This is a genomic window from Erythrobacter sp. JB1-7 (genome assembly GCF_057365015.1).
Map to the genome: position 1 here is coordinate 947,058 of NZ_CP200291.1, position 17,598 is coordinate 964,655.

Consider the following 17,598-nt stretch of genomic DNA (forward strand, 5'->3'; position numbering starts at 1 on the left):
TCCTTTGGGGCATTGTTCTGAGCGGCAGGCGCGGTGATGCGCCGCTTTAGGCAAGAGAGTATGGCCGGGGCAAGCCTTGCTGGCGAAACGCCGCAATCGCCCTTACCCGTCCCATCACCGCGCGCCAATGCAGCCCGGCCCCGCCTTGCAATAGACGGGTGGGCCATCAGCGCTGCGCTTATCGCTGCTCTGGCCGCTGTGCCGATTATCGCCATTTTGCTTGCTGTTCCGTTTGCTCTGCCAGGAGGCGAAAGCGCCGCAATCAGCCATCTGGCAAGCACCGTTTTGCCTCAATACATCGCCAACACCGCCGCTTTAATGGCGATTGCAGGGGGGATTGCGGTGGTGGTGGGGGCGGGCTGTGCCTGGCTGGTGAGCGCGGCAGATTTTCCGGGGCGGCGCATATTGTCGTGGGCGCTGGTCCTGCCGCTGGCTGTGCCATCCTATATCGCGGCCTATCTCTATGCCGATCTGCTCGATTTTGCAGGCCCTGTGCAAAGCGGCCTGCGCGCGCTGACCGGCTGGGGCGTGGGGGATTATGATTTTCCGCAAATCCGCTCGCTTTGGGGCGGCGGAGTGATCCTTGGGCTGGTGCTGTATCCTTACGTCTACCTGCTCGCCCGCGCATCTTTTGCCGCGCAAAGCATCACCCAGTTTCAGGCCGCGCGCAGCCTTGGCGCAAAGCCTTTGGCGGCTTTTACCCGCATTGCCCTGCCCGGTGCGCGCCCGGCGATTGCCGGGGGATTGGCGCTGGTCTTGATGGAAGTGCTCGCCGATTTCGGGGTCGCGGATTACTTTGCGATCCCCACATTTTCCACCGGCATTTTCCGCAGCTGGCTGGCCATGGGCGACAAACAGGCGGCGATGGGGTTGGCCGCAATCATGCTGGTGTTTGTGATCGCACTGGTCGCATTCGAAGCGATCACCCGGCGCGGGCGCAGCGACAGCCGCGATGGACCAGGCGGCGCGCGGCCGGGTGCACTGGTGACGCTTTCGCCGGTGGGCAAAGCGCTTGCATGTGCCGCCTGCCTGATCCCCGTGCTGCTGGGGTTTGCAGTGCCCGCTATCACGTTATCCGCCATGGCGATAACCGACCCCGCGATCGCCGCCGCGCGCGATCTGGGCGCTTATGCACGCGGCAGCGCGTGGCTTGGCATGGCGAGCGCGCTGATATGCTGCGCGGCGGCATTGGTGCTGGTGTTTGCCAAAACGCGTTCAGCGGGCATATTCGGGCGCAGCGCCATTAGGGTGGCGACTTTGGGATATGCCTTGCCCGGCGCGCTTCTGGCGGTGGGCTTGCTCGCGCCATTGGGAGCGTTCGACCAAAGCCTGACGCGCGCTTTGCGCGATGGCACGTCCTATACAGGCGGGCTGATCTTAACCGGCACCAGCCTTATTTTGATCTATGCTTTATCGGTCCGGTTTCTCACTGTCGCTTACAACGCGCTCGACAGCGGGATGGCGAAAATCCCGCCCAGCCTTGATGCTGCCGCGCGGTCTTTGGGTGCGCGCCCTGCCCGTGTGTTGGCGCGCATTTATGTGCCTTTGCTCAGCCCCAGCCTTGCCGCTGCCGCCGCGCTGGTGCTGATCGACACTTTGCGCGAATTGCCCGCAACGCTGATCCTGCGCCCGTTCAATCTGGAAACGCTCGCCACCCGCACTTACAGGCTGGCGAGCGATGAACGGCTGGTGGAAGCATCAGTGCCAGCGCTCATCCTGCTGGCGGCGGGATTGCTGCCTGTCCTGCTGCTTAACCGGACAAGTGGGCGCAGCAGCTAACCCGCAATACTGCCTCAAATTGGTCCAATCCAGCCAAGTGTCAGGCAAAATTGTCATCCATGCTTGTCCAATGCGCGTGGCTCGTCCAAAAGGCTGAACTTATGGCGCGTTTCCCTTTTTCAGCCATCGTCGGTCAGGACGAGATGAAGCAGGCTTTGCTAATCGCTGCGGTCGATCCGGGCATTGGCGGGGTCATGGTGTTTGGCGATCGCGGCACGGGCAAATCCACCGCTGCGCGGGCGCTTGCTGCATTGCTGCCGCCAATCACCGCGATCAAGGATTGCGTTTATGGCTGCTCGGCGGACGATCAGGCGCTCTATCCCGATGTGTGCGGCACTGGTCCTTTGCGCAAACGTGCGGTCCCTTTCATCGACATGCCACTGGGCGCGACCGAGGATAGGGTGATCGGCTCGCTTGATCTGGAACGCGCGCTGCGATCAGGCGAAAAAGGTTTTGAGCCGGGCCTTCTCGCCAAGGCGCATCGCGGGTTTTTATACATTGATGAGATTAACCTGCTCGAAGATCACTTGGTCGATTTGCTGCTGGATGTGGCGGCATCGGGCGAAAATGTGGTGGAGCGCGAAGGGCTTTCGGTGCGGCACCCGGCCAAATTCGTGTTGATCGGCAGCGGCAATCCTGAAGAAGGCGAATTGCGCCCGCAATTGCTTGACCGGTTCGGATTGTCGGTTGATGTGCGTACCCCGCCCGAGATTGAAACGCGCATCGCGATTATGAAACGCGTGGCCCGCAATGAAAGCGATCCGGCAGGCTTTGCAGACGAATGGGCCGGTGAAGATACAAAAATCCTCAAGCAGATCGCGCGCGGCAAAACCAAACTTGCCAAACTTGAACCGGGTGAGGACATTTTGCGCGATTGTGCAGAATTGTGTCTGGCCGTGGGCGCAGATGGCCTGCGCGGAGAGCTTACCTTGATGCGGGCAGCGCGCGCTTTTGCTGCGCTTTCGAATGCGAAATCGGTGCGGCGCGAGCATCTTATAGCGATTGCGCCGCTGGCCCTGCGCCACCGTTTGCGCCGCGATGTTCTGGATGAGACGGGGTCAACGGTGCGCATCACTCGCGCGCTTGATGAACTGTTCGGATGACACAGCGGGGCGCATCGAACCTTGAGCTTGATGCGCCTTTGACGGACGCGGCCCTCGATGCGCCCTTGGGGGACGCGGCGCGCGATGCGCGATTGGCAGCTCGGCTGTTTATCAGCAGCCCCCACCTGCTTGGCGGTATGGTTCTGCGCGGTGCTGGCCCCGCGCGCGATGCATTGCTCAGCGCGCTGGGTGACACGGTGCCGCGCCGCCGCTTGCCCGCTCATATTGATGATGCACGCCTAATGGGCGGCGTGGATATCGCCGCCAGCCTTGCTGCGGGAAAGCCGGTGCAGCAAACCGGATTGCTCGAAGAAGCTCATGCGGCAGGCACCGCGCTGGTGCTGCCCATGGCCGAACGCTGCGAAAGCGCGCTGGCAGGCCGGCTGGCGCAGGCACTGGATGCAGGAACAGCCGCGTTGATCGCGCTCGATGACAGCGTGGATGACGAGGATGCCCCGCCCGATTGTTTGAGCCAAAGGCTGGCGTTTCACTGCGATCTGTCCGCCTCGCGAAGCCGGGAAGGGATTGCCCTGCCCTCGCCTCCGAAAACCACTCTTTCTGCGGTGTCCGCGCTCGCGCAGGATGATTTGCAAGCGCTGGCCGCCACCGCTGCTGCTTTGGGTGTGGCAGGCATCCGTCCGCTGATTTTCGCAGGGCATGCAGCGCGCGCGCATGCAGCCTTGGCCGGGCGCACAAAAGCAGGGGAAGCAGACCTTGCCGCAGCCGTCCGCCTGGTGCTGGCCCCGCGAGCGACGCAAATTCCGCAAGCAGACACGCCCCCGCCAGAGCAATCACCCGAACCTCCCCCTCCCCCTGAACCGGGCGACCGGGAAGAAAGCAACGCTGATCCGGCCCATTCGGACACACCGCCCGATGATATGCTGATCGAGGCCGCGCTTGCCGCGATCCCGGCTGATTTGCTGGCGCAATTGGCCAAAGGCAATGCGCCGCGCCGTTTGGGCGGCAGCGGGTCGGGGCAAAAGAAGAAATCGGGCCTGCGCGGAAAGCCATTGGGCGCGCGTCCGGGGATGCCGCGCGGCGGTGCGCGGCTTGCTCTGATCGACACGCTTCGCGCGGCGGTCCCGTGGCAGGAGGCGCGCAGGCGCGAAGGAGATCGCGGGGACAGAGGCGAAGTCAAAGCGAGCGCTTCCGCCATTCAGGTGCGCAAGGATGACTTGCGCATTCGCCGCTTTGAAGAGAAATCCGCGCGCGTCACCATCTTTGCCGTCGATGCCTCTGGCTCTGCCGCCGCCGCCCGGCTGGCTGAGGCGAAAGGCGCAGTTGAGCTGATGCTTGGCCAAGCTTACGTCACCCGGTCAGAGGTCGCGCTGGTCGCTTTTCGCGGGGAAAGCGCGGATTTGCTGCTGCCCCCCACCCGCTCGCTCACTCGCGCCCGGCGCGCTTTGGCCGAATTGCCCGGCGGCGGCGGAACGCCGCTTGCCATGGGACTAAACGCCGCGCGCGAAGCAGCCGAGGCGGTGATCGCGCGCGGACGCACGGCCAGCCTGATCGTGCTCACCGATGGCCGCGCCAATATCGCTGCTGATGGCACGCCGGGGCGCAAACAGGCGGGCGAAGATGCCGAGGCAGCTGCCAAAGCGATTGCGCGCGCCGGAATAGACGCGCTGGTTGTTGATATCGCGCCAAGGCCGGGACGCGAAGGGCCAGCCCTGGCAGAAGCGATGCAGGCCCGGTTCCTCGCTTTGCCCCGCGCCGATGCAAAAGCGCTGCATGCTGCGATTGATGCGTCAACCTCGGCACGAGAACGGGTATGAGCCGCGCTTTATCCTGGAGCCGTGAAGGGCTGATCTGGCCGCACCGCGAGACAAGCGCTTTTATCGATGCAAGCGCCGCGCGCTGGCATGTGCAAAGCATGGGCGATCCCGCGCATCCGCCCATATTATTGCTGCATGGGACCGGCGCATCGGTGCATTCCTGGCGCGGAATTATGCCAATGCTGGCTGAAAATTCGCGCGTCACCGCGCCCGACCTGCCTCGCCATGGCTTTACATCGGGCCACGGCCCGCACGACATGTCATTGCCCCGCATGGCAAGCGCGATTGCTGATCTTTTGGAAACGCTGGAGGTCAAACCCGCCGCGATTATCGGGCATTCGGCGGGCGCGGCGTTGGCGCTGCAATTGGCGCTCGATCACGGATACACTGGCCCGGTGATCGGACTTAATTCAGCCCTGCGCCCCTTTCCCGGCCCCGCCGCGCAAGTTTTTCCCGCACTGGCCAAGCTATTGTTCGTCAACCCGCTGGTGCCGCGCATATTTTCGGGCGCTGCATCCTTGCCGGGCGAAGCGGACCGGTTCCTTGCCCGCGCAACCGGCTCTGCCATCGATGAGGCCGGGCTGAAATGCTACGCCGAATTGCTGCGCAATCCGCGCCACACCAAAGGCGCGCTTGCCATGATGGCAAATTGGGATCTGCCCACTTTGCGCACCCGAATGGCGGATATCGCCAACCGCGTAACGCTGATCCATTCGGACAAGGACAAAGCCATCCCGCTCGATTGGGCGCGCGAGGCGAATGAATATCTGCCGCATTCCGCCTTGCATGTGATCGAAGGTCTCGGCCACCTTGCACACGAGGAAGCGCCTGAGCAGGTGATGAGCCTGATTGAGCCGGTCTTGGAGCCGCTGCGGCAATCGCAGCGTCAAACAGTGCCATGAATTTCGGTTGGATCGAAATTGTGCTGTTCTACGGCTTTGCGATTGGGTTTGCCGCATGGCAATATTGGAAAACCGACCGCGAATTGAAAGCGACCCGCGCGCGGCGGCTTGAAGAAGAGGAAGCAAAGGCGCGCGAAGACGAGAGCGCGCCTGAATAATCAGCCTATTTGCGCGATCGCGGCATCCGGTAAGGCAGCATGGCCTGCACAACCGGATTGCTGAACCGGCGCATATCCAGGCTTTCCTGAACCGCAACGACCTCTTCGCCGTAGAGCTTTGATGCCAGTTCTGACCGGGCATAGAAAGGCGTGTCTTCCCAAGTCCGGCGCACCTGCGCGACGCCAATCTCTGAGCGAGTGCGCCGATCAATGCGCCACTTGCTTTTCGAAAGCGGCGCAATCGGCGGCAATTCCACCTCGCTTGGCACACCTTCGGCGTTAAAGCGCATGGCGCTGGCAAACAGCGATCCATCGGTGCGCTCACCTTCATAGCAGACAACCGCGCCGCGTTTCATATGCGCGCGCGACCAATGCCAGATGCGAAAGCCATCCTCCAGCGGTTCTGCCCCGCGATTGTGGTCGAAATATCCTTTGCCGCTCCACGAAAAACCGGGCTGTTTCATCTCCACTTCGATCCGCGCGCGCGGAGCCATGCAATGCCAGACATGGTGTTTGGCAGCATCGAGCGTGAAGGATGTGGGATTGAGCGCTTCGGGGATCACTCGCACGCGCCCGCACACGCGCCGCCCGCCGGGGATGAACAGCCGCTTGTCGCGCTCTTCAATGTCGATCACCAATTCGTTGCCATCCCAGCGCATCGCGCTTGGCCCGATCTGCAAATTGGACGCATCGCGCGTAACGCTGGCAGAGGGCCGCTCGGTCATAACCCAGCGCTGGTTCGGGCCATACAGCGCGACATTCAGGCATGCATGATTGAGCGGATCGCCCCGTCCCGATTTCTTGTAATAGGGCGAAAAAACGCTGCCCAGAAAGCCGATAATCGTCAGCCCGTATTGCCCGTCATCACTGATGGCATCGACATACCACCATGTGTAGCCGCCGGGCGGAATTGCTTTGTCGAAGCGCGGTCCTGTTGAATGGTGTTCGCTGCCAGAATGCCGGATAAGGCGGCCATCGGGACGCCGGCGGATGGATGCGTCGCTCCGCCTGCGCAGTAAAGCCGTTTCATCCGCGTGCGCGGGCCCTGGCGTTGGAAAGAAGCGGCCCAGCCGTGCGACGCTCTGCCGTAAAGCGCTCCGCCCGTGGCTGGGAACAGGCTCTCCCAGTCCTGCGGTGTCGCCAGCGAATATTCCGCTTGATCCTCGAGTGTCAGGCCGCATCGTTGGAGCGTGTTCCTCATGGCTTTTGTGCATAGGTCTCTCTCCTGTTGGGTGTATTCGTGGCTGTCGCCATTGGCGGGTGCGTTGACGATGATCTGAAAGCGTTCCGCCCCATCCTCGCCCGCTTTGCGCGATCCGGCGGGCCGCCCTTCGCCATGCGCGGCGCTGCGATCCATCGCGCACAGATATGCGGTGGGCTCGCTGGGGGTTTGCCCGCTCGCAATCTCGCGAAATTCGCGGGCGTAATCGGGTGAGAAAAAGACGTTGTGATGCTGAAGCGGAAAGCCCGATGTCTTGCCGTATCCGTACCACACCAGCGCGGACAAAGAGCGTTTCTTGGGCGGCAGAGCGGGGACAGCCTTTGCGGCCGCTTTGCCAAATCGGCCCGTGCCAAGCGCGGATGGATCGGCGTTGGCGATAACCATATCGGCGGCGATCTGTTCGCCATTGGCAAGCTCCACCCCGCACGCAGAGCCTCCTTTGCTGAGGATATGCGTGACGGCTTGCCCGGTTTTGATTGTCGCGCCTTTGCCCTCAGCCAGAGTGCGCAGCGCCCCGGCCAAAGCGTGAATGCCGCCATCAATCACCCAGACCCCGCGCGCTTCTGTATGCGCGATCAGCATCAATGTGGCAGGCGAGCGGTAAGGCGATGATCCGCAATAGGTCGCATAACGGCCAAACAATTGTTGCAAGCGCGGATCGGCAAAATGCTGGCCCAAAGCTTTCCAGTAATTATCAAACGGGCGCATCGCCATCATCGCATCAAGCCGCCACAGCCCGATCCGCCACATCATAGGGAACGGGGTGCTGGCCGCTTTGCCGCGCAGGAATGGCTCATCCAGCACATCGAAAATGCGCCGCGCTTCGTGGCGAAAATTGCGATAGCCTGCGGCTGCTTTTGCGCCTGCGAAATCGCCAATGGCCTCTTCTGAGCGGATGGGGTCAGCAAACAGATCGAGCCGGTCTTTTGGTCCCCCGCTTCCCTCATGGGCCCAGGCATGGCGCGCAATCACTTCGGCCTGACGCACGTCGAGATGATCGGACAGCCGCGCCCCGCATTCGCGAAAGATGCCGTCAAACACATCGCGCATGGTGAAAACGGTAGGGCCGCCAGCAACTTTTGCGCCTGCGACATCAACCTCGCGGGCTTTACCGCCGACCCATGTTTCTTTTTCGAAAACCGTCACATCAAAGCCGCGCGAGGCAAGCAATGCGGCGCTGGAAAGCCCGCCAATCCCTGCTCCGATAATTGCGACTTTCTCGCTCACCGAATCTCTCCACAGTGCCGCGTGCGGCGACAATCTTATTGACCTTACTATCACAACTGTCCAATCATTTGGACATATTATGTGTAATTTCGGCTCAGCATGACGTCTCCCCGCCCGTTTAAGGTCCGCATGGTGGCCCGGCGCAATCGGCTGTTTGCCCATCCGCGCTTTCAATATTGGGCCGCGCGCATTCCGGGGGTAAGCCGCATTGCAAGAGCGCGCGCCGGCGCGATGTTCGATGTGGTGGTGGGCTTTTCCTATTATCAGGTGCTGCGCGCCGTGGTGGATGCCGGTCTGCTTGACGTGCTGCGCGGTGGCCCGCTGGATGCAAAGACAGTGGCGCAGCGCATTGACCTGAGCGAAGAGGCAGCGCTCACTTTGCTGCGGGCGGCCCGGTCCTTGATGCTGTCGCAGGAAGTGCTGCCCGATCAATGGATGCTGGGCGAACAGGGCGCGGTGCTGGATGCCGATCCTGGGACGCAGGCAATGGTGCGCCATCACCGGCTGCTTTACGCTGACGGCGCAGATCCGCTTGCCATGCTGCGCGCCGATCGCGCGGAGCCCACGCAATTGTCGCAGTTCTGGTCTTACGCAGGCGCCCTGCGCGGATCGGCAGAGCGCGGGGAAGACACGCATGAATATTCGCAGCTGATGGCATCATCGCAGAAATTCGTGGCGGATCAGGTGCTCGCCTCGTTTTCCTTTCCGCGCACGGGCAAGCATCTGGACGTTGGCGGCGGGCACGGCGCGTTCATCACCCGCGTCGGCGCGGTGTATCCCGATCTGCAATTTGGCCTGTTTGATTTGCCGCAAGTTGTGGAAAACGGCGCGCGCGAAGCAGGCGCCGTGCTTGGCGGAGAAAGGATCACTGCGCATCCCGGCAATTTCTTCAGCGACCCCATTCCCACCGGATATGACCTCGTCTCTTTGGTGCGAATTCTGCACGATCACGATGATGGCCCGGCGCAATCCATCCTCAACGCAATCCACAAAAGCCTGGCCCCCGGCGCGCGCCTGATGATCGCAGAGCCGATGGCACAGGTGCCCGGGGCAGAGGCTATGGGAGAGGCATTTTTCGGCTTTTATCTGTGGGCCATGGGCTCCGGCCGCCCTCGCAGCGCTGACGAGATTACGCGGATGCTCAAAACCGCCGGATTTGCGCGCATTCAGACCGTCGCAACCGCGCAACCGGTCATCGCCAGCATCATTGTCGCCGTAGCCTGACGGTAAATGTGTCCGTTTGGTTTGACACTTTAGATTGTGGGGCGTACTTAACACATTGAAAGGTGCCATTCAGCTTGCATGAGTCGCAACAAATGCGGCCCACCCGATGCAGAATGCGCCATAAACAGGAGCGAATGCCCAGCATGGACACACTGGCCGTCATACTTGAGGAACCAAAGCGCTTGGCGCTGCGGACGCTCGAGCTTGCGCCGGTTGGCTCTGGTGATGTGGTGGTCGACATCCAGTGGAGCGGTGTAAGCTCGGGCACGGAACGGCTGCTTTGGACTGGCAAGATGCCGCAATTTCCCGGCATGGGTTACCCGCTTGTCCCCGGATATGAGAGCATTGGCCGCGTGGTTGATGCAGGCGTGGATGTGCGCGGCCGGATTGGTGATTGGGTGTTTGTGCCCGGCGCCAATTGCTATCAGGGCGCGCGCGGATTGTTCGGCGGCACAGCCAGCAAGGTCGTGATCCCCTCTGCCAAGGCATTTCCCATCCCTGAAGACATTGGCGAAGCGGGCGTCTTGTGCGCTTTATCCGCCACCGCGCTGCACGCGATTGCTGGCGGCAATGCGCCTGATCTGATTATCGGGCACGGCGTTCTGGGCCGTTTGCTCGCCCGGCTGACCATCGCAATGGGCGCGCCTGCCCCCATCGTATGGGAAACGCAGGAACACCGGCGCTCTGGCGCAGAAGGTTATCACGTGATCGCGCCCGAAGATGACGCGCACCGCGATTACCGCGCGATTTACGACGCAAGCGGCGATGCGGCTATCTTGGACACTTTGATCGGCAGACTTGATAAAGGCGGCGAAGTGACACTGGCAGGCTTTTACGCAGGCCGTGTGGATTTCGGCTTTGCCGCAGCCTTTATGAAAGAAGCGCGCCTGCGCATTTCTGCGGAATGGCAGCCCGCTGATCTCGCCGCCACGCGCGATCTGATCGAGGCGGGCTCGCTCAATCTGGGCGGTCTCATCACCACGCGCCGTCCGGCGAGCCAAGCGGATGAAGCTTACCCGCAGGCCTTTACCGATCCCGATTGCCTTAAAATGATACTCGATTGGAGCGATAACGCATGACCATGCTGGAATCCCAAGCAGAAGCACTGCGAGAAGAAGCCGCTCAAGAGCCCGATCCAGTCCACACGGGCGAAGCGACGAGCGAAACGCAAGTCATTGCGATCTATGGCAAAGGCGGTTCGGGCAAAAGTTTTGCGCTGTCCAATCTCAGCTATATGATGGCGCAGCAGGGCAAGCGCGTTCTGCTGATCGGTTGCGACCCCAAATCGGACACGACCTCGCTTTTGTTTGGCGGCAAATCCTGCCCCACCATTATCGAGACATCGTCCAAGAAAAAGCTCGCAGGCGAAGAGGTTACCATCGAGGATGTGTGCTTCCAGCGTGACGGCGTGTTCGCGATGGAGCTTGGCGGGCCAGAAGTTGGCCGGGGCTGCGGCGGACGCGGGATTATTCACGGCTTTGAATTGCTTGAGAAATTGGGCTTTCACGAATGGGGCTTTGACTATGTCCTGCTCGATTTCCTCGGCGATGTGGTGTGCGGCGGGTTCGGCCTGCCGATTGCGCGCGACATGTGCCAGAAAGTGATCGTGGTCGGCTCGAACGATCTGCAATCGCTCTATGTCGCCAACAATGTGTGCCACGCGGTTGAATATTTCCGCAAAATGGGCGGCAATGTCGGCGTTGCCGGCATGATCGTGAACAAGGATGACGGCACAGGCGAAGCGCAGGCCTTTGCCGAAGCGGTCGATATTCCCGTGCTGACAGCAATTCCTGCGGATGAAGATATTCGCCGCAAATCAGCCAATTACCAGATTATCGGAAAGCCAGGCGGCGAATGGGCGAGTCTGTTTGAGACTTTAGCCGAAAACGTCGCATCGGCTCCGCCGCGCCAGCCCTCTCCCTTGGACCAGGATGGCCTGCTCGACCTGTTCAGCCCGGAAGAAACGGGCGGAAATGTTGAGCTGATCCCGGCCACCCAGGCCGATATGCGCGGCGGTATCTTTGAAGAAAAGCCATCACTCGAAGTGATCTACGACGAGGTTTGATGGCTGACGGTCCCGCCTCGAACGCGAAACGCGCCCCTGACACGCTGGACCTTGGTTCGGCCCAAAGCGGTTCGGCCGAAGGCGGCTGCTCAAGCAAAGCGACCATGAAGGACGCGGCGCGCAAGGCTGGCAAAAGCGATATCCTCGATCAATATGCGGCTGATTATCCGGTCGATCCGGAACGCGGGCCGCACGATCAACCGCAGAGCATGTGCCCCGCCTTTGGCTCGCTTCGTGTGGGCCTGCGGATGAAGCGCACCGCGACCGTGCTCTCGGGCAGCGCGTGCTGTGTTTACGGCCTCACTTTCACCTCGCACTTTTACGGTGCGCGCCGCACGGTAGGCTATGTGCCGTTTTCATCTGAGACGCTGGTCACAGGAAAACTGTTTGAGGACATCAAGGAAGCGGTCGAAGATCTCGCCGATCCTGAGCTTTACGATACCATCGTGGTGACAAATCTGTGCGTTCCCACGGCCAGCGGTGTGCCTTTGCGCTTGCTGCCAGACCAGATCGACGGGGTGCGCATTATCGGCATTGATGTGCCTGGCTTTGGCATCCCAACCCATGCAGAGGCGAAAGACGTGCTGGCTGGCGCGATGCTGAAATATGCGCGCGAGGAGGTGGCCGCTGGTCCCGTCGCTGCTCCTAGCGAACGCTCGGACAAGCCATCGATCACGCTGCTTGGCGAAATGTTCCCGGCCGATCCGGTGGTGATCGGGCAAATGCTCGAACCACTTGGCCTGTCGGCTGGTCCGGTCGTGCCGACGCGCGAATGGCGCGAATTGTATTCCGCGCTCGATTGCGCAGCGGTGGCTGCGATCCACCCGTTCTACACCGCCAGCATTCGCGAATTTGAAACCGCTGGCCGCCCGGTCATCGGCTCTGCGCCCGTTGGCGCGGATGGCACAGCGGCGTGGCTGCAATCGGTTGGCGAGACGCTGGGCCTTGCCCAAGACAAAGTCGACAGCGTCAAAAACGCGATGATCGGCGCATGCAAAGGCGCATTGGCGCAGATGCCGATCAAAGGCCGGATCACCGTTTCGGGCTATGAAGGCTCTGAATTGCTGGTCGCGCGGCTGCTCATCGAAAGCGGCGCAGATGTGCCCTATGTCGGCAGCGCGTGCCCGCAAACGAAGTGGTCTGCCGCTGACCGCGAATGGCTTGAAGCGCGCGGCACCCATGTCAATTTCCGCGCCAGCCTCGAAGACGATATTGCCGCGGTTGATGAATTCAAACCCGATCTGGCGGTCGGCACCACCCCCGTGGTGCAGCATGCGAAGGCGAAAGCCATTCCTTCGCTTTACTTCACCAATTTGATCTCGGCGCGCCCCCTTATGGGTCCGGCAGGCGCCGGGAGCCTCGCGCAGGTTATCAACGGCGCGATTGGCAACAAAGACCGCTTTGATAAAATGCGCGAGTTTTTCAAAGGCGTCGGCACCGATCACGCCGCCGGCGTTTGGGAAGATGTGCCGGTGGACCGGCCCAAATTCCGCAAGAAATACGCAGCCTTAAACGAAGCGGCGCGCAAAGCGTCAGAGGCGGTGGGCACATGACCCTTGTCCTCGATCATGATCGCGCTGGCGGATACTGGGGCGCAACTTACGTCTTTACCGCCGTCAAAGGCTTGCAGGTCATCATCGACGGCCCCGTCGGCTGCGAAAACCTGCCAGTCACATCCGTGCTGCATTACACAGACGCCCTTCCCCCGCACGAATTGCCGATTGTGGTAACAGGCCTCGGCGAAGAGGAGCTGGGCAAAACCGGCACCGAAGGCGCAATGAAACGCGCTTGGAAAGCGCTCGATACAGAATTGCCTGCCGTAGTGGTCACCGGCTCCATTGCCGAAATGATTGGCGGCGGCGTGACGCCCGAAGGCACGAATATCAAGCGCTTCCTGCCGCGCACCATTGATGAAGATCAGTGGGAAAGCGCCGACCGTGCACTGACATGGCTGTGGACCGAGTTTGGCCCCAAAAAAGCGGTTAAGCCCAAGCCTCGCAAAGACGGTGAAAAGCCGCGCGTCAACATCATCGGCCCGTCTTATGGCATGTTCAACATGCCCTCAGACCTTGCGGAAATCCGCCGTCTGGTCGAGGGGATTGGCGCTGAAATTGGCATGGTCTTCCCGCTTGGAAGCCATCTTGCCGACATCCGCCAGCTTGGCACAGCGGATGCCAATGTCTGCATGTACCGCGAATTTGGCCGCAATCTGTGCGAGACGTTGGAGCGGCCCTATTTCCAGGCCCCTATCGGCCTCACGTCCACCACCAAATTCCTGCGCGCTTTGGGCGAAGAGCTGGGCCTTGATCCAGAACCGTTTATCGAGCGTGAAAAGCACACCACGATCAAACCTTTGTGGGATTTGTGGCGTTCTGTGACGCAGGATTTCTTTGGCACGGCCAGCTTTGGCATTGTCGCAAATGAAACCTATGCGCGCGGCATTCGCAATTTTCTCGAAGGCGATATGGGCCTGCCCTGCAGTTTCGATTTTGCAAGGGTCGCGGGGGTTAAAACCGCCAATGACGACGTGCGCGCCGCAATCCATGCAAACCCGCCACTGGTGGTCTTTGGCAGCTATAACGAACGCATGTATATGGCCGAGGCTGCCAGTGCATCAGGCGGGCAAGGGTTTGGACCTCAAGGCCAATTTATCCCTGCAAGCTTCCCCGGCGCTGCGATCCGCCGCCACACTGGCACACCGTTTATGGGATATGCTGGCGCAACCTATCTGGTGCAGGAAGTGTGCAATGCGCTGTTCGATGCCTTGTTCCATATCCTGCCGCTGGGCACCGAAATGGACCGCGCAAAGGCCACGCCAGCGCGCATCGAACAAGAAGTATCTTGGACTAGAGACGCGAAAGCACAGCTTGACGCATTGGTCGAAGCCCAGCCCGTTCTGGTGCGGATTTCTGCGGCCAAACGCATGCGCGATGCTGCTGAAACCCTAGCCCGAGGGCGCGGCAAAACCGAAGTGACACTGGACTGCCTGGCTGCTTTTGCAAAAGCGCCGCAATTGGAAGGAGAAAGCGCATGATCGCTGCCCTTCACGCGCCGACTCTATCGCAGCCGCAGCTTTGCGCGCGCGCTCACGCCAACCATTTGAATAACCGAATTTGCCTGGGGATCGGGCACATCCAATCCACGTGGGGGATCACGCGGGGATGTCGACCGGAGGCTTTGCCTTCACTCCAACAGCAAAGAACGGAGATTATCAATGAATGATCCGGATCGCGTCGGGGTTCACCTGACGTCGGAAGAAGCGCAGGAAATCCACAAGGGTTTCATGGGCACTTTTGGCCTCTACGTGGCCATCGCGCTTGTCGCACACGCTCTCGTGTATTTCGATAAGCCCTGGTTCCCACTTTAATCAGCGCTTTGTTGCGCCGGATGCGCTGGGCTTTGCCCGTGTCTGCCGGCTCACTTGCAACTGACAACTTTTAAGGAATTTTCTCATGTGGAGAATTTGGCTCTATTTCGATATCCGCCGGGCACTGGTTGGCCTGCATGTCGCACTCGCAGTGTTGGCATTCACCATCCACTTCATCCTGCTCAGCACGGACAAGTACAACTGGCTCGATGATTCCCAAATCAAGGGCGCTGGTCCTGCTGTGACAACAGCAGCAGCCGCAGCTCCGTCGGAACTTCCGACGAACAGCTAAAGCAGACCATAATGTGAGGGGGCAGGTTCGCCTGCCTGCCTCCTAACATTGGCTACAAATTTCTAGAACCCGCCTTTCGGGCGGGAAGGATGGACCTATGGCGCTCCTTAGTTTTGAGCGGAAATACCGCGTGCGCGGTGGCACATTGATCGGCGGCGACCTTTTTGATTTCTGGGTTGGCCCGTTTTATGTCGGCTTCTTTGGAGTGACGGCGGCCATCAGCGCTCTTCTTGGCACGATGCTGATTTTTGCAGCCGCTGCCGAAGGCCCCACTTTAAACCCCTGGCTGATTGATATTCAGCCGCCCCCGATTGACGCAGGTCTGGCCATCGCTCCGATGGCTGAAGGCGGATACTGGCAAATCATCACGATCTGCGCGGTTGTCGCGTTTGGTTCGTGGGTTGGCCGTCAGGCCGAAATCAGCCGCAAGCTGGGCATGGGCTATCATATCCCGATCGCCTTTTCGGTGGCCGTGTTTGCCTATGTGACACTCAATGTGATCCGGCCGTTCTGGATGGGCGCATGGGGACACGGGTTTCCCTACGGCATTTGGAGCCACCTCGATTGGGTTTCGAACACCGGATATATGTTTGTGAATTTCCACTATAATCCGGTTCATATGCTGGCGATCACGTTCTTCTTTACGAACTGCCTCGCGCTGGCATTGCATGGCGGTCTGGTGCTGTCGGCAGTGAACCCGTCAGAAGGCACAGATGTCAAAACACCGGAATATGAAGACACCTATTTCCGCGATTTCATCGGCTATTCGGTCGGCACATTGGGGATTCACCGCGTTGGCCTGTTCCTCGCTTTGAGCGCCGGGTTCTGGAGCGCGGTCTGCATCGTGATTTCAGGCACGCTGGTCACAGGAAGCTGGGTCGATTGGTGGGACTGGTGGAAAGAAATTCCGGTCTGGTCGTGAGGAGTAAATAAGCAATGGCTACATATCAAAACATCTTCACCCAGATTCAGGTCAAGGCCGCACCCGAAGCGGGCGTGCCGCATATTGACGGCAGCGAGCCGCGTATTCCGATCACGGGATACAGCTATTGGATGGGCAAATTTGGACAAGCGCAGCTTGGTCCGATCTATCTGGGTTGGCTTGGCCTAATGTCCTTCGCCTTTGGCGGCGCAGCGATCATGATCATCGGCCTGAATATGGCAGCGGACGTCAATTGGAGCCCGCAAGGTTTCATGCGCGAGTTTTTCTGGCTCTCGCTTGATCCTCCTGGCCCTGAATATGGCTTTAGCCCGTTTGTGCCCCTGAATGAGGGCGGCTGGTTCATCATGACCGGCGCGTTCCTGTCGATCTCGGTTCTGTGCTGGCTGGCGCGGACGTATTACCGGGCGAAAGCTTTGGGCATGGGGCTGCATATCTTCTGGGCGTTTTCGTCGGCTGTATGGCTGTTTGCAGTGCTGGGCTTTATCCGCCCGCTTCTGATGGGCAGCTGGGCCGAAGCGGTGCCTTATGGCATTTTCCCGCATCTGGATTGGACGAACAATTTCTCGCTGATTTACGGCAATCTGTTCTACAATCCTTTCCACGCGCTCTCGATTGTCTTCCTGTATGGATCGGCGATCCTGTTCGCGATGCACGGGGCAACGATCCTTGCTGTGGGCCGGTATGGCGGCGAACGTGAGATCGAGCAGATCACCGATCGCGGCACAGCGTCTGAACGCGCCGGCCTGTTCTGGCGCTGGACCATGGGCTTTAACGCCACGATGGAATCGATCCACCGCTGGGCCTGGTGGTTTGCAGTGCTGACGACGCTGACAGGCGGCATTGGCATTCTGCTGACCGGCACAGTGGTCGATAACTGGTATGTCTGGGCGCAAGAGCATTATTACGCGCCCAAATAATGCAGCTTACCTGATGGCCTGATGCGGCCAAGGGGGTGATGCGGATCTTCCCCTGAACCGCAAAAGGCCTTCCCCGAAGCCCGGCCTCTCTTGATTGAGATGCCGGGCTTTTTCGTGGGCGGAATTGAGGATGGTGAAGGTTTGGTGTGTGCGGGATCACAGCGGGAGCGGCGACCGGCTGGGCCTTAAACGGGAGCGGGAAATGTTCTGGGGCCTTGGCATTCGCCATCAGAAAAGCCCGGTGCGCCCTTACTCAGCCTGGCCCCAACCCAGCTCCAAACAGGCCTGACCTACTGAACCCGTTCAGTCCTCTGCGGCTTCCGCCTGCGCAGCCGCACGTTCGCGCAGCTTGATATCCATGATGTGCACCGGAAAAGACAGCGCCAGCGGCAGCGCGGTCCAGTACCATTCTGCCCCGACCATCGCGGCGCGCAGACCAAGCACGATCAACGCCGCCGGTCCAAGCAGCCCCAAAATCGGGCCCCAATCCCAGCAGCGTGTGCGCAGCCATAAAGCCTCGGCCGCCAGCACGCCCAGCACAATGTCCGCGCTGTGTCCGGCGCTGAACAACCAGTGGATGGCGCTGTCAGTCATGGATGGGCTTTGTTTTCAAAGACGCTCCCC

Annotated in this window: 17 protein-coding genes; 14 read left to right on the forward strand and 3 right to left on the reverse strand. The window is 60.5% G+C overall.

From position 1 onward, the window contains the following. Positions 1 to 60: 60 nt before the first annotated feature. The 5 genes from AC0V6W_RS04795 to AC0V6W_RS04815 all read left to right on the forward strand — a co-directional run bounded on the left by AC0V6W_RS04795 (position 61) and on the right by AC0V6W_RS04815 (position 5,717). A complete protein-coding gene (locus AC0V6W_RS04795) occupies positions 61 to 1,779 on the forward strand; it encodes an ABC transporter permease (protein ID WP_486147682.1) in 1,719 nt (572 codons plus the stop codon). 101 nt (positions 1,780 to 1,880) lie between these two features. Further along, positions 1,881 to 2,882 carry a magnesium chelatase ATPase subunit I gene (locus AC0V6W_RS04800; RefSeq protein ID WP_486147684.1) on the forward strand — a complete coding sequence of 334 codons (1,002 nt, stop codon included), beginning with the start codon at positions 1,881 to 1,883 and terminating at the stop codon, positions 2,880 to 2,882. Beyond that, a complete protein-coding gene (locus tag AC0V6W_RS04805; protein WP_486147686.1) occupies positions 2,879 to 4,657 on the forward strand; it encodes a magnesium chelatase subunit D in 1,779 nt (592 codons plus the stop codon). Before AC0V6W_RS04800 ends, AC0V6W_RS04805 begins: the two co-directional genes overlap by 4 nt. Further along, positions 4,654 to 5,559 carry an alpha/beta fold hydrolase BchO gene (bchO, locus tag AC0V6W_RS04810; protein ID WP_486147688.1) on the forward strand — a complete coding sequence of 302 codons (906 nt, stop codon included), beginning with the start codon at positions 4,654 to 4,656 and terminating at the stop codon, positions 5,557 to 5,559. Before AC0V6W_RS04805 ends, bchO begins: the two co-directional genes overlap by 4 nt. Further along, positions 5,556 to 5,717 carry a hypothetical protein gene (locus tag AC0V6W_RS04815; RefSeq protein ID WP_486147690.1) on the forward strand — a complete coding sequence of 54 codons (162 nt, stop codon included), beginning with the start codon at positions 5,556 to 5,558 and terminating at the stop codon, positions 5,715 to 5,717. Before bchO ends, AC0V6W_RS04815 begins: the two co-directional genes overlap by 4 nt. 5 nt (positions 5,718 to 5,722) lie before the next feature. On the opposite strand, the gene AC0V6W_RS04820 is transcribed toward AC0V6W_RS04815, so the two are convergent. Together AC0V6W_RS04820 and crtD are read right to left on the reverse strand one after the other, a co-directional pair. Continuing rightward, entirely contained in the window at positions 5,723 to 6,442 is a 720-nt protein-coding gene (locus AC0V6W_RS04820; protein ID WP_486147692.1) for a hydroxyneurosporene dehydrogenase, read from the reverse strand. Between the two features lie 119 nt (positions 6,443 to 6,561). After that, positions 6,562 to 8,166, reverse strand: coding sequence for a 1-hydroxycarotenoid 3,4-desaturase CrtD (gene crtD / locus AC0V6W_RS04825; RefSeq protein ID WP_486147694.1), 1,605 nt, complete (start codon positions 8,164 to 8,166; stop codon positions 6,562 to 6,564). Positions 8,167 to 8,265: 99 nt separating this feature from the next. On the opposite strand from crtD, the gene AC0V6W_RS04830 reads away from it, so the two are divergent. The 9 genes from AC0V6W_RS04830 to pufM all read left to right on the forward strand — a co-directional run bounded on the left by AC0V6W_RS04830 (position 8,266) and on the right by pufM (position 16,974). Further along, the gene (locus AC0V6W_RS04830; protein WP_486147696.1) at positions 8,266 to 9,390 is read left to right on the forward strand and encodes a methyltransferase; all 1,125 of its coding nucleotides are present in this window, start codon (positions 8,266 to 8,268) and stop codon (positions 9,388 to 9,390) included. Between the two features lie 143 nt (positions 9,391 to 9,533). Beyond that, on the forward strand, positions 9,534 to 10,469 hold the full coding sequence (gene bchC / locus AC0V6W_RS04835) for a chlorophyll synthesis pathway protein BchC (protein ID WP_486147698.1): 936 nt from the start codon (positions 9,534 to 9,536) through the stop codon (positions 10,467 to 10,469). Beyond that, positions 10,466 to 11,455 (forward strand): chlorophyllide a reductase iron protein subunit X, encoded by a 990-nt coding sequence (locus tag AC0V6W_RS04840; RefSeq protein WP_486147700.1) that lies wholly within the window; start codon positions 10,466 to 10,468, stop codon positions 11,453 to 11,455. The genes bchC and AC0V6W_RS04840 overlap by 4 nt, the downstream gene beginning before the upstream one ends. After that, a complete protein-coding gene (bchY, locus tag AC0V6W_RS04845) occupies positions 11,455 to 13,008 on the forward strand; it encodes a chlorophyllide a reductase subunit Y (RefSeq protein WP_486147702.1) in 1,554 nt (517 codons plus the stop codon). Before AC0V6W_RS04840 ends, bchY begins: the two co-directional genes overlap by 1 nt. Further along, positions 13,005 to 14,489 (forward strand): chlorophyllide a reductase subunit Z, encoded by a 1,485-nt coding sequence (bchZ, locus tag AC0V6W_RS04850; RefSeq protein WP_486147704.1) that lies wholly within the window; start codon positions 13,005 to 13,007, stop codon positions 14,487 to 14,489. Before bchY ends, bchZ begins: the two co-directional genes overlap by 4 nt. Positions 14,490 to 14,669: 180 nt before the next feature. Further along, positions 14,670 to 14,822, forward strand: a complete 153-nt coding sequence (pufB, locus tag AC0V6W_RS04855) for a light-harvesting antenna LH1, beta subunit (protein WP_486147706.1) — start codon at positions 14,670 to 14,672, stop codon at positions 14,820 to 14,822. An 85-nt stretch (positions 14,823 to 14,907) separates the two neighbouring features. After that, on the forward strand, positions 14,908 to 15,114 hold the full coding sequence (pufA, locus tag AC0V6W_RS04860; RefSeq protein WP_486147708.1) for a light-harvesting antenna LH1, alpha subunit: 207 nt from the start codon (positions 14,908 to 14,910) through the stop codon (positions 15,112 to 15,114). A gap of 97 nt (positions 15,115 to 15,211) precedes the next feature. Next, a complete protein-coding gene (gene pufL, locus AC0V6W_RS04865; protein ID WP_486147710.1) occupies positions 15,212 to 16,036 on the forward strand; it encodes a photosynthetic reaction center subunit L in 825 nt (274 codons plus the stop codon). 14 nt (positions 16,037 to 16,050) lie between these two features. Next, positions 16,051 to 16,974, forward strand: a complete 924-nt coding sequence (gene pufM / locus AC0V6W_RS04870; protein WP_486147712.1) for a photosynthetic reaction center subunit M — start codon at positions 16,051 to 16,053, stop codon at positions 16,972 to 16,974. Between the two features lie 303 nt (positions 16,975 to 17,277). On the opposite strand, the gene AC0V6W_RS04875 is transcribed toward pufM, so the two are convergent. After that, positions 17,278 to 17,568, reverse strand: coding sequence for a hypothetical protein (locus tag AC0V6W_RS04875; RefSeq protein ID WP_486147714.1), 291 nt, complete (start codon positions 17,566 to 17,568; stop codon positions 17,278 to 17,280). Positions 17,569 to 17,598 lie beyond the last annotated feature (30 nt).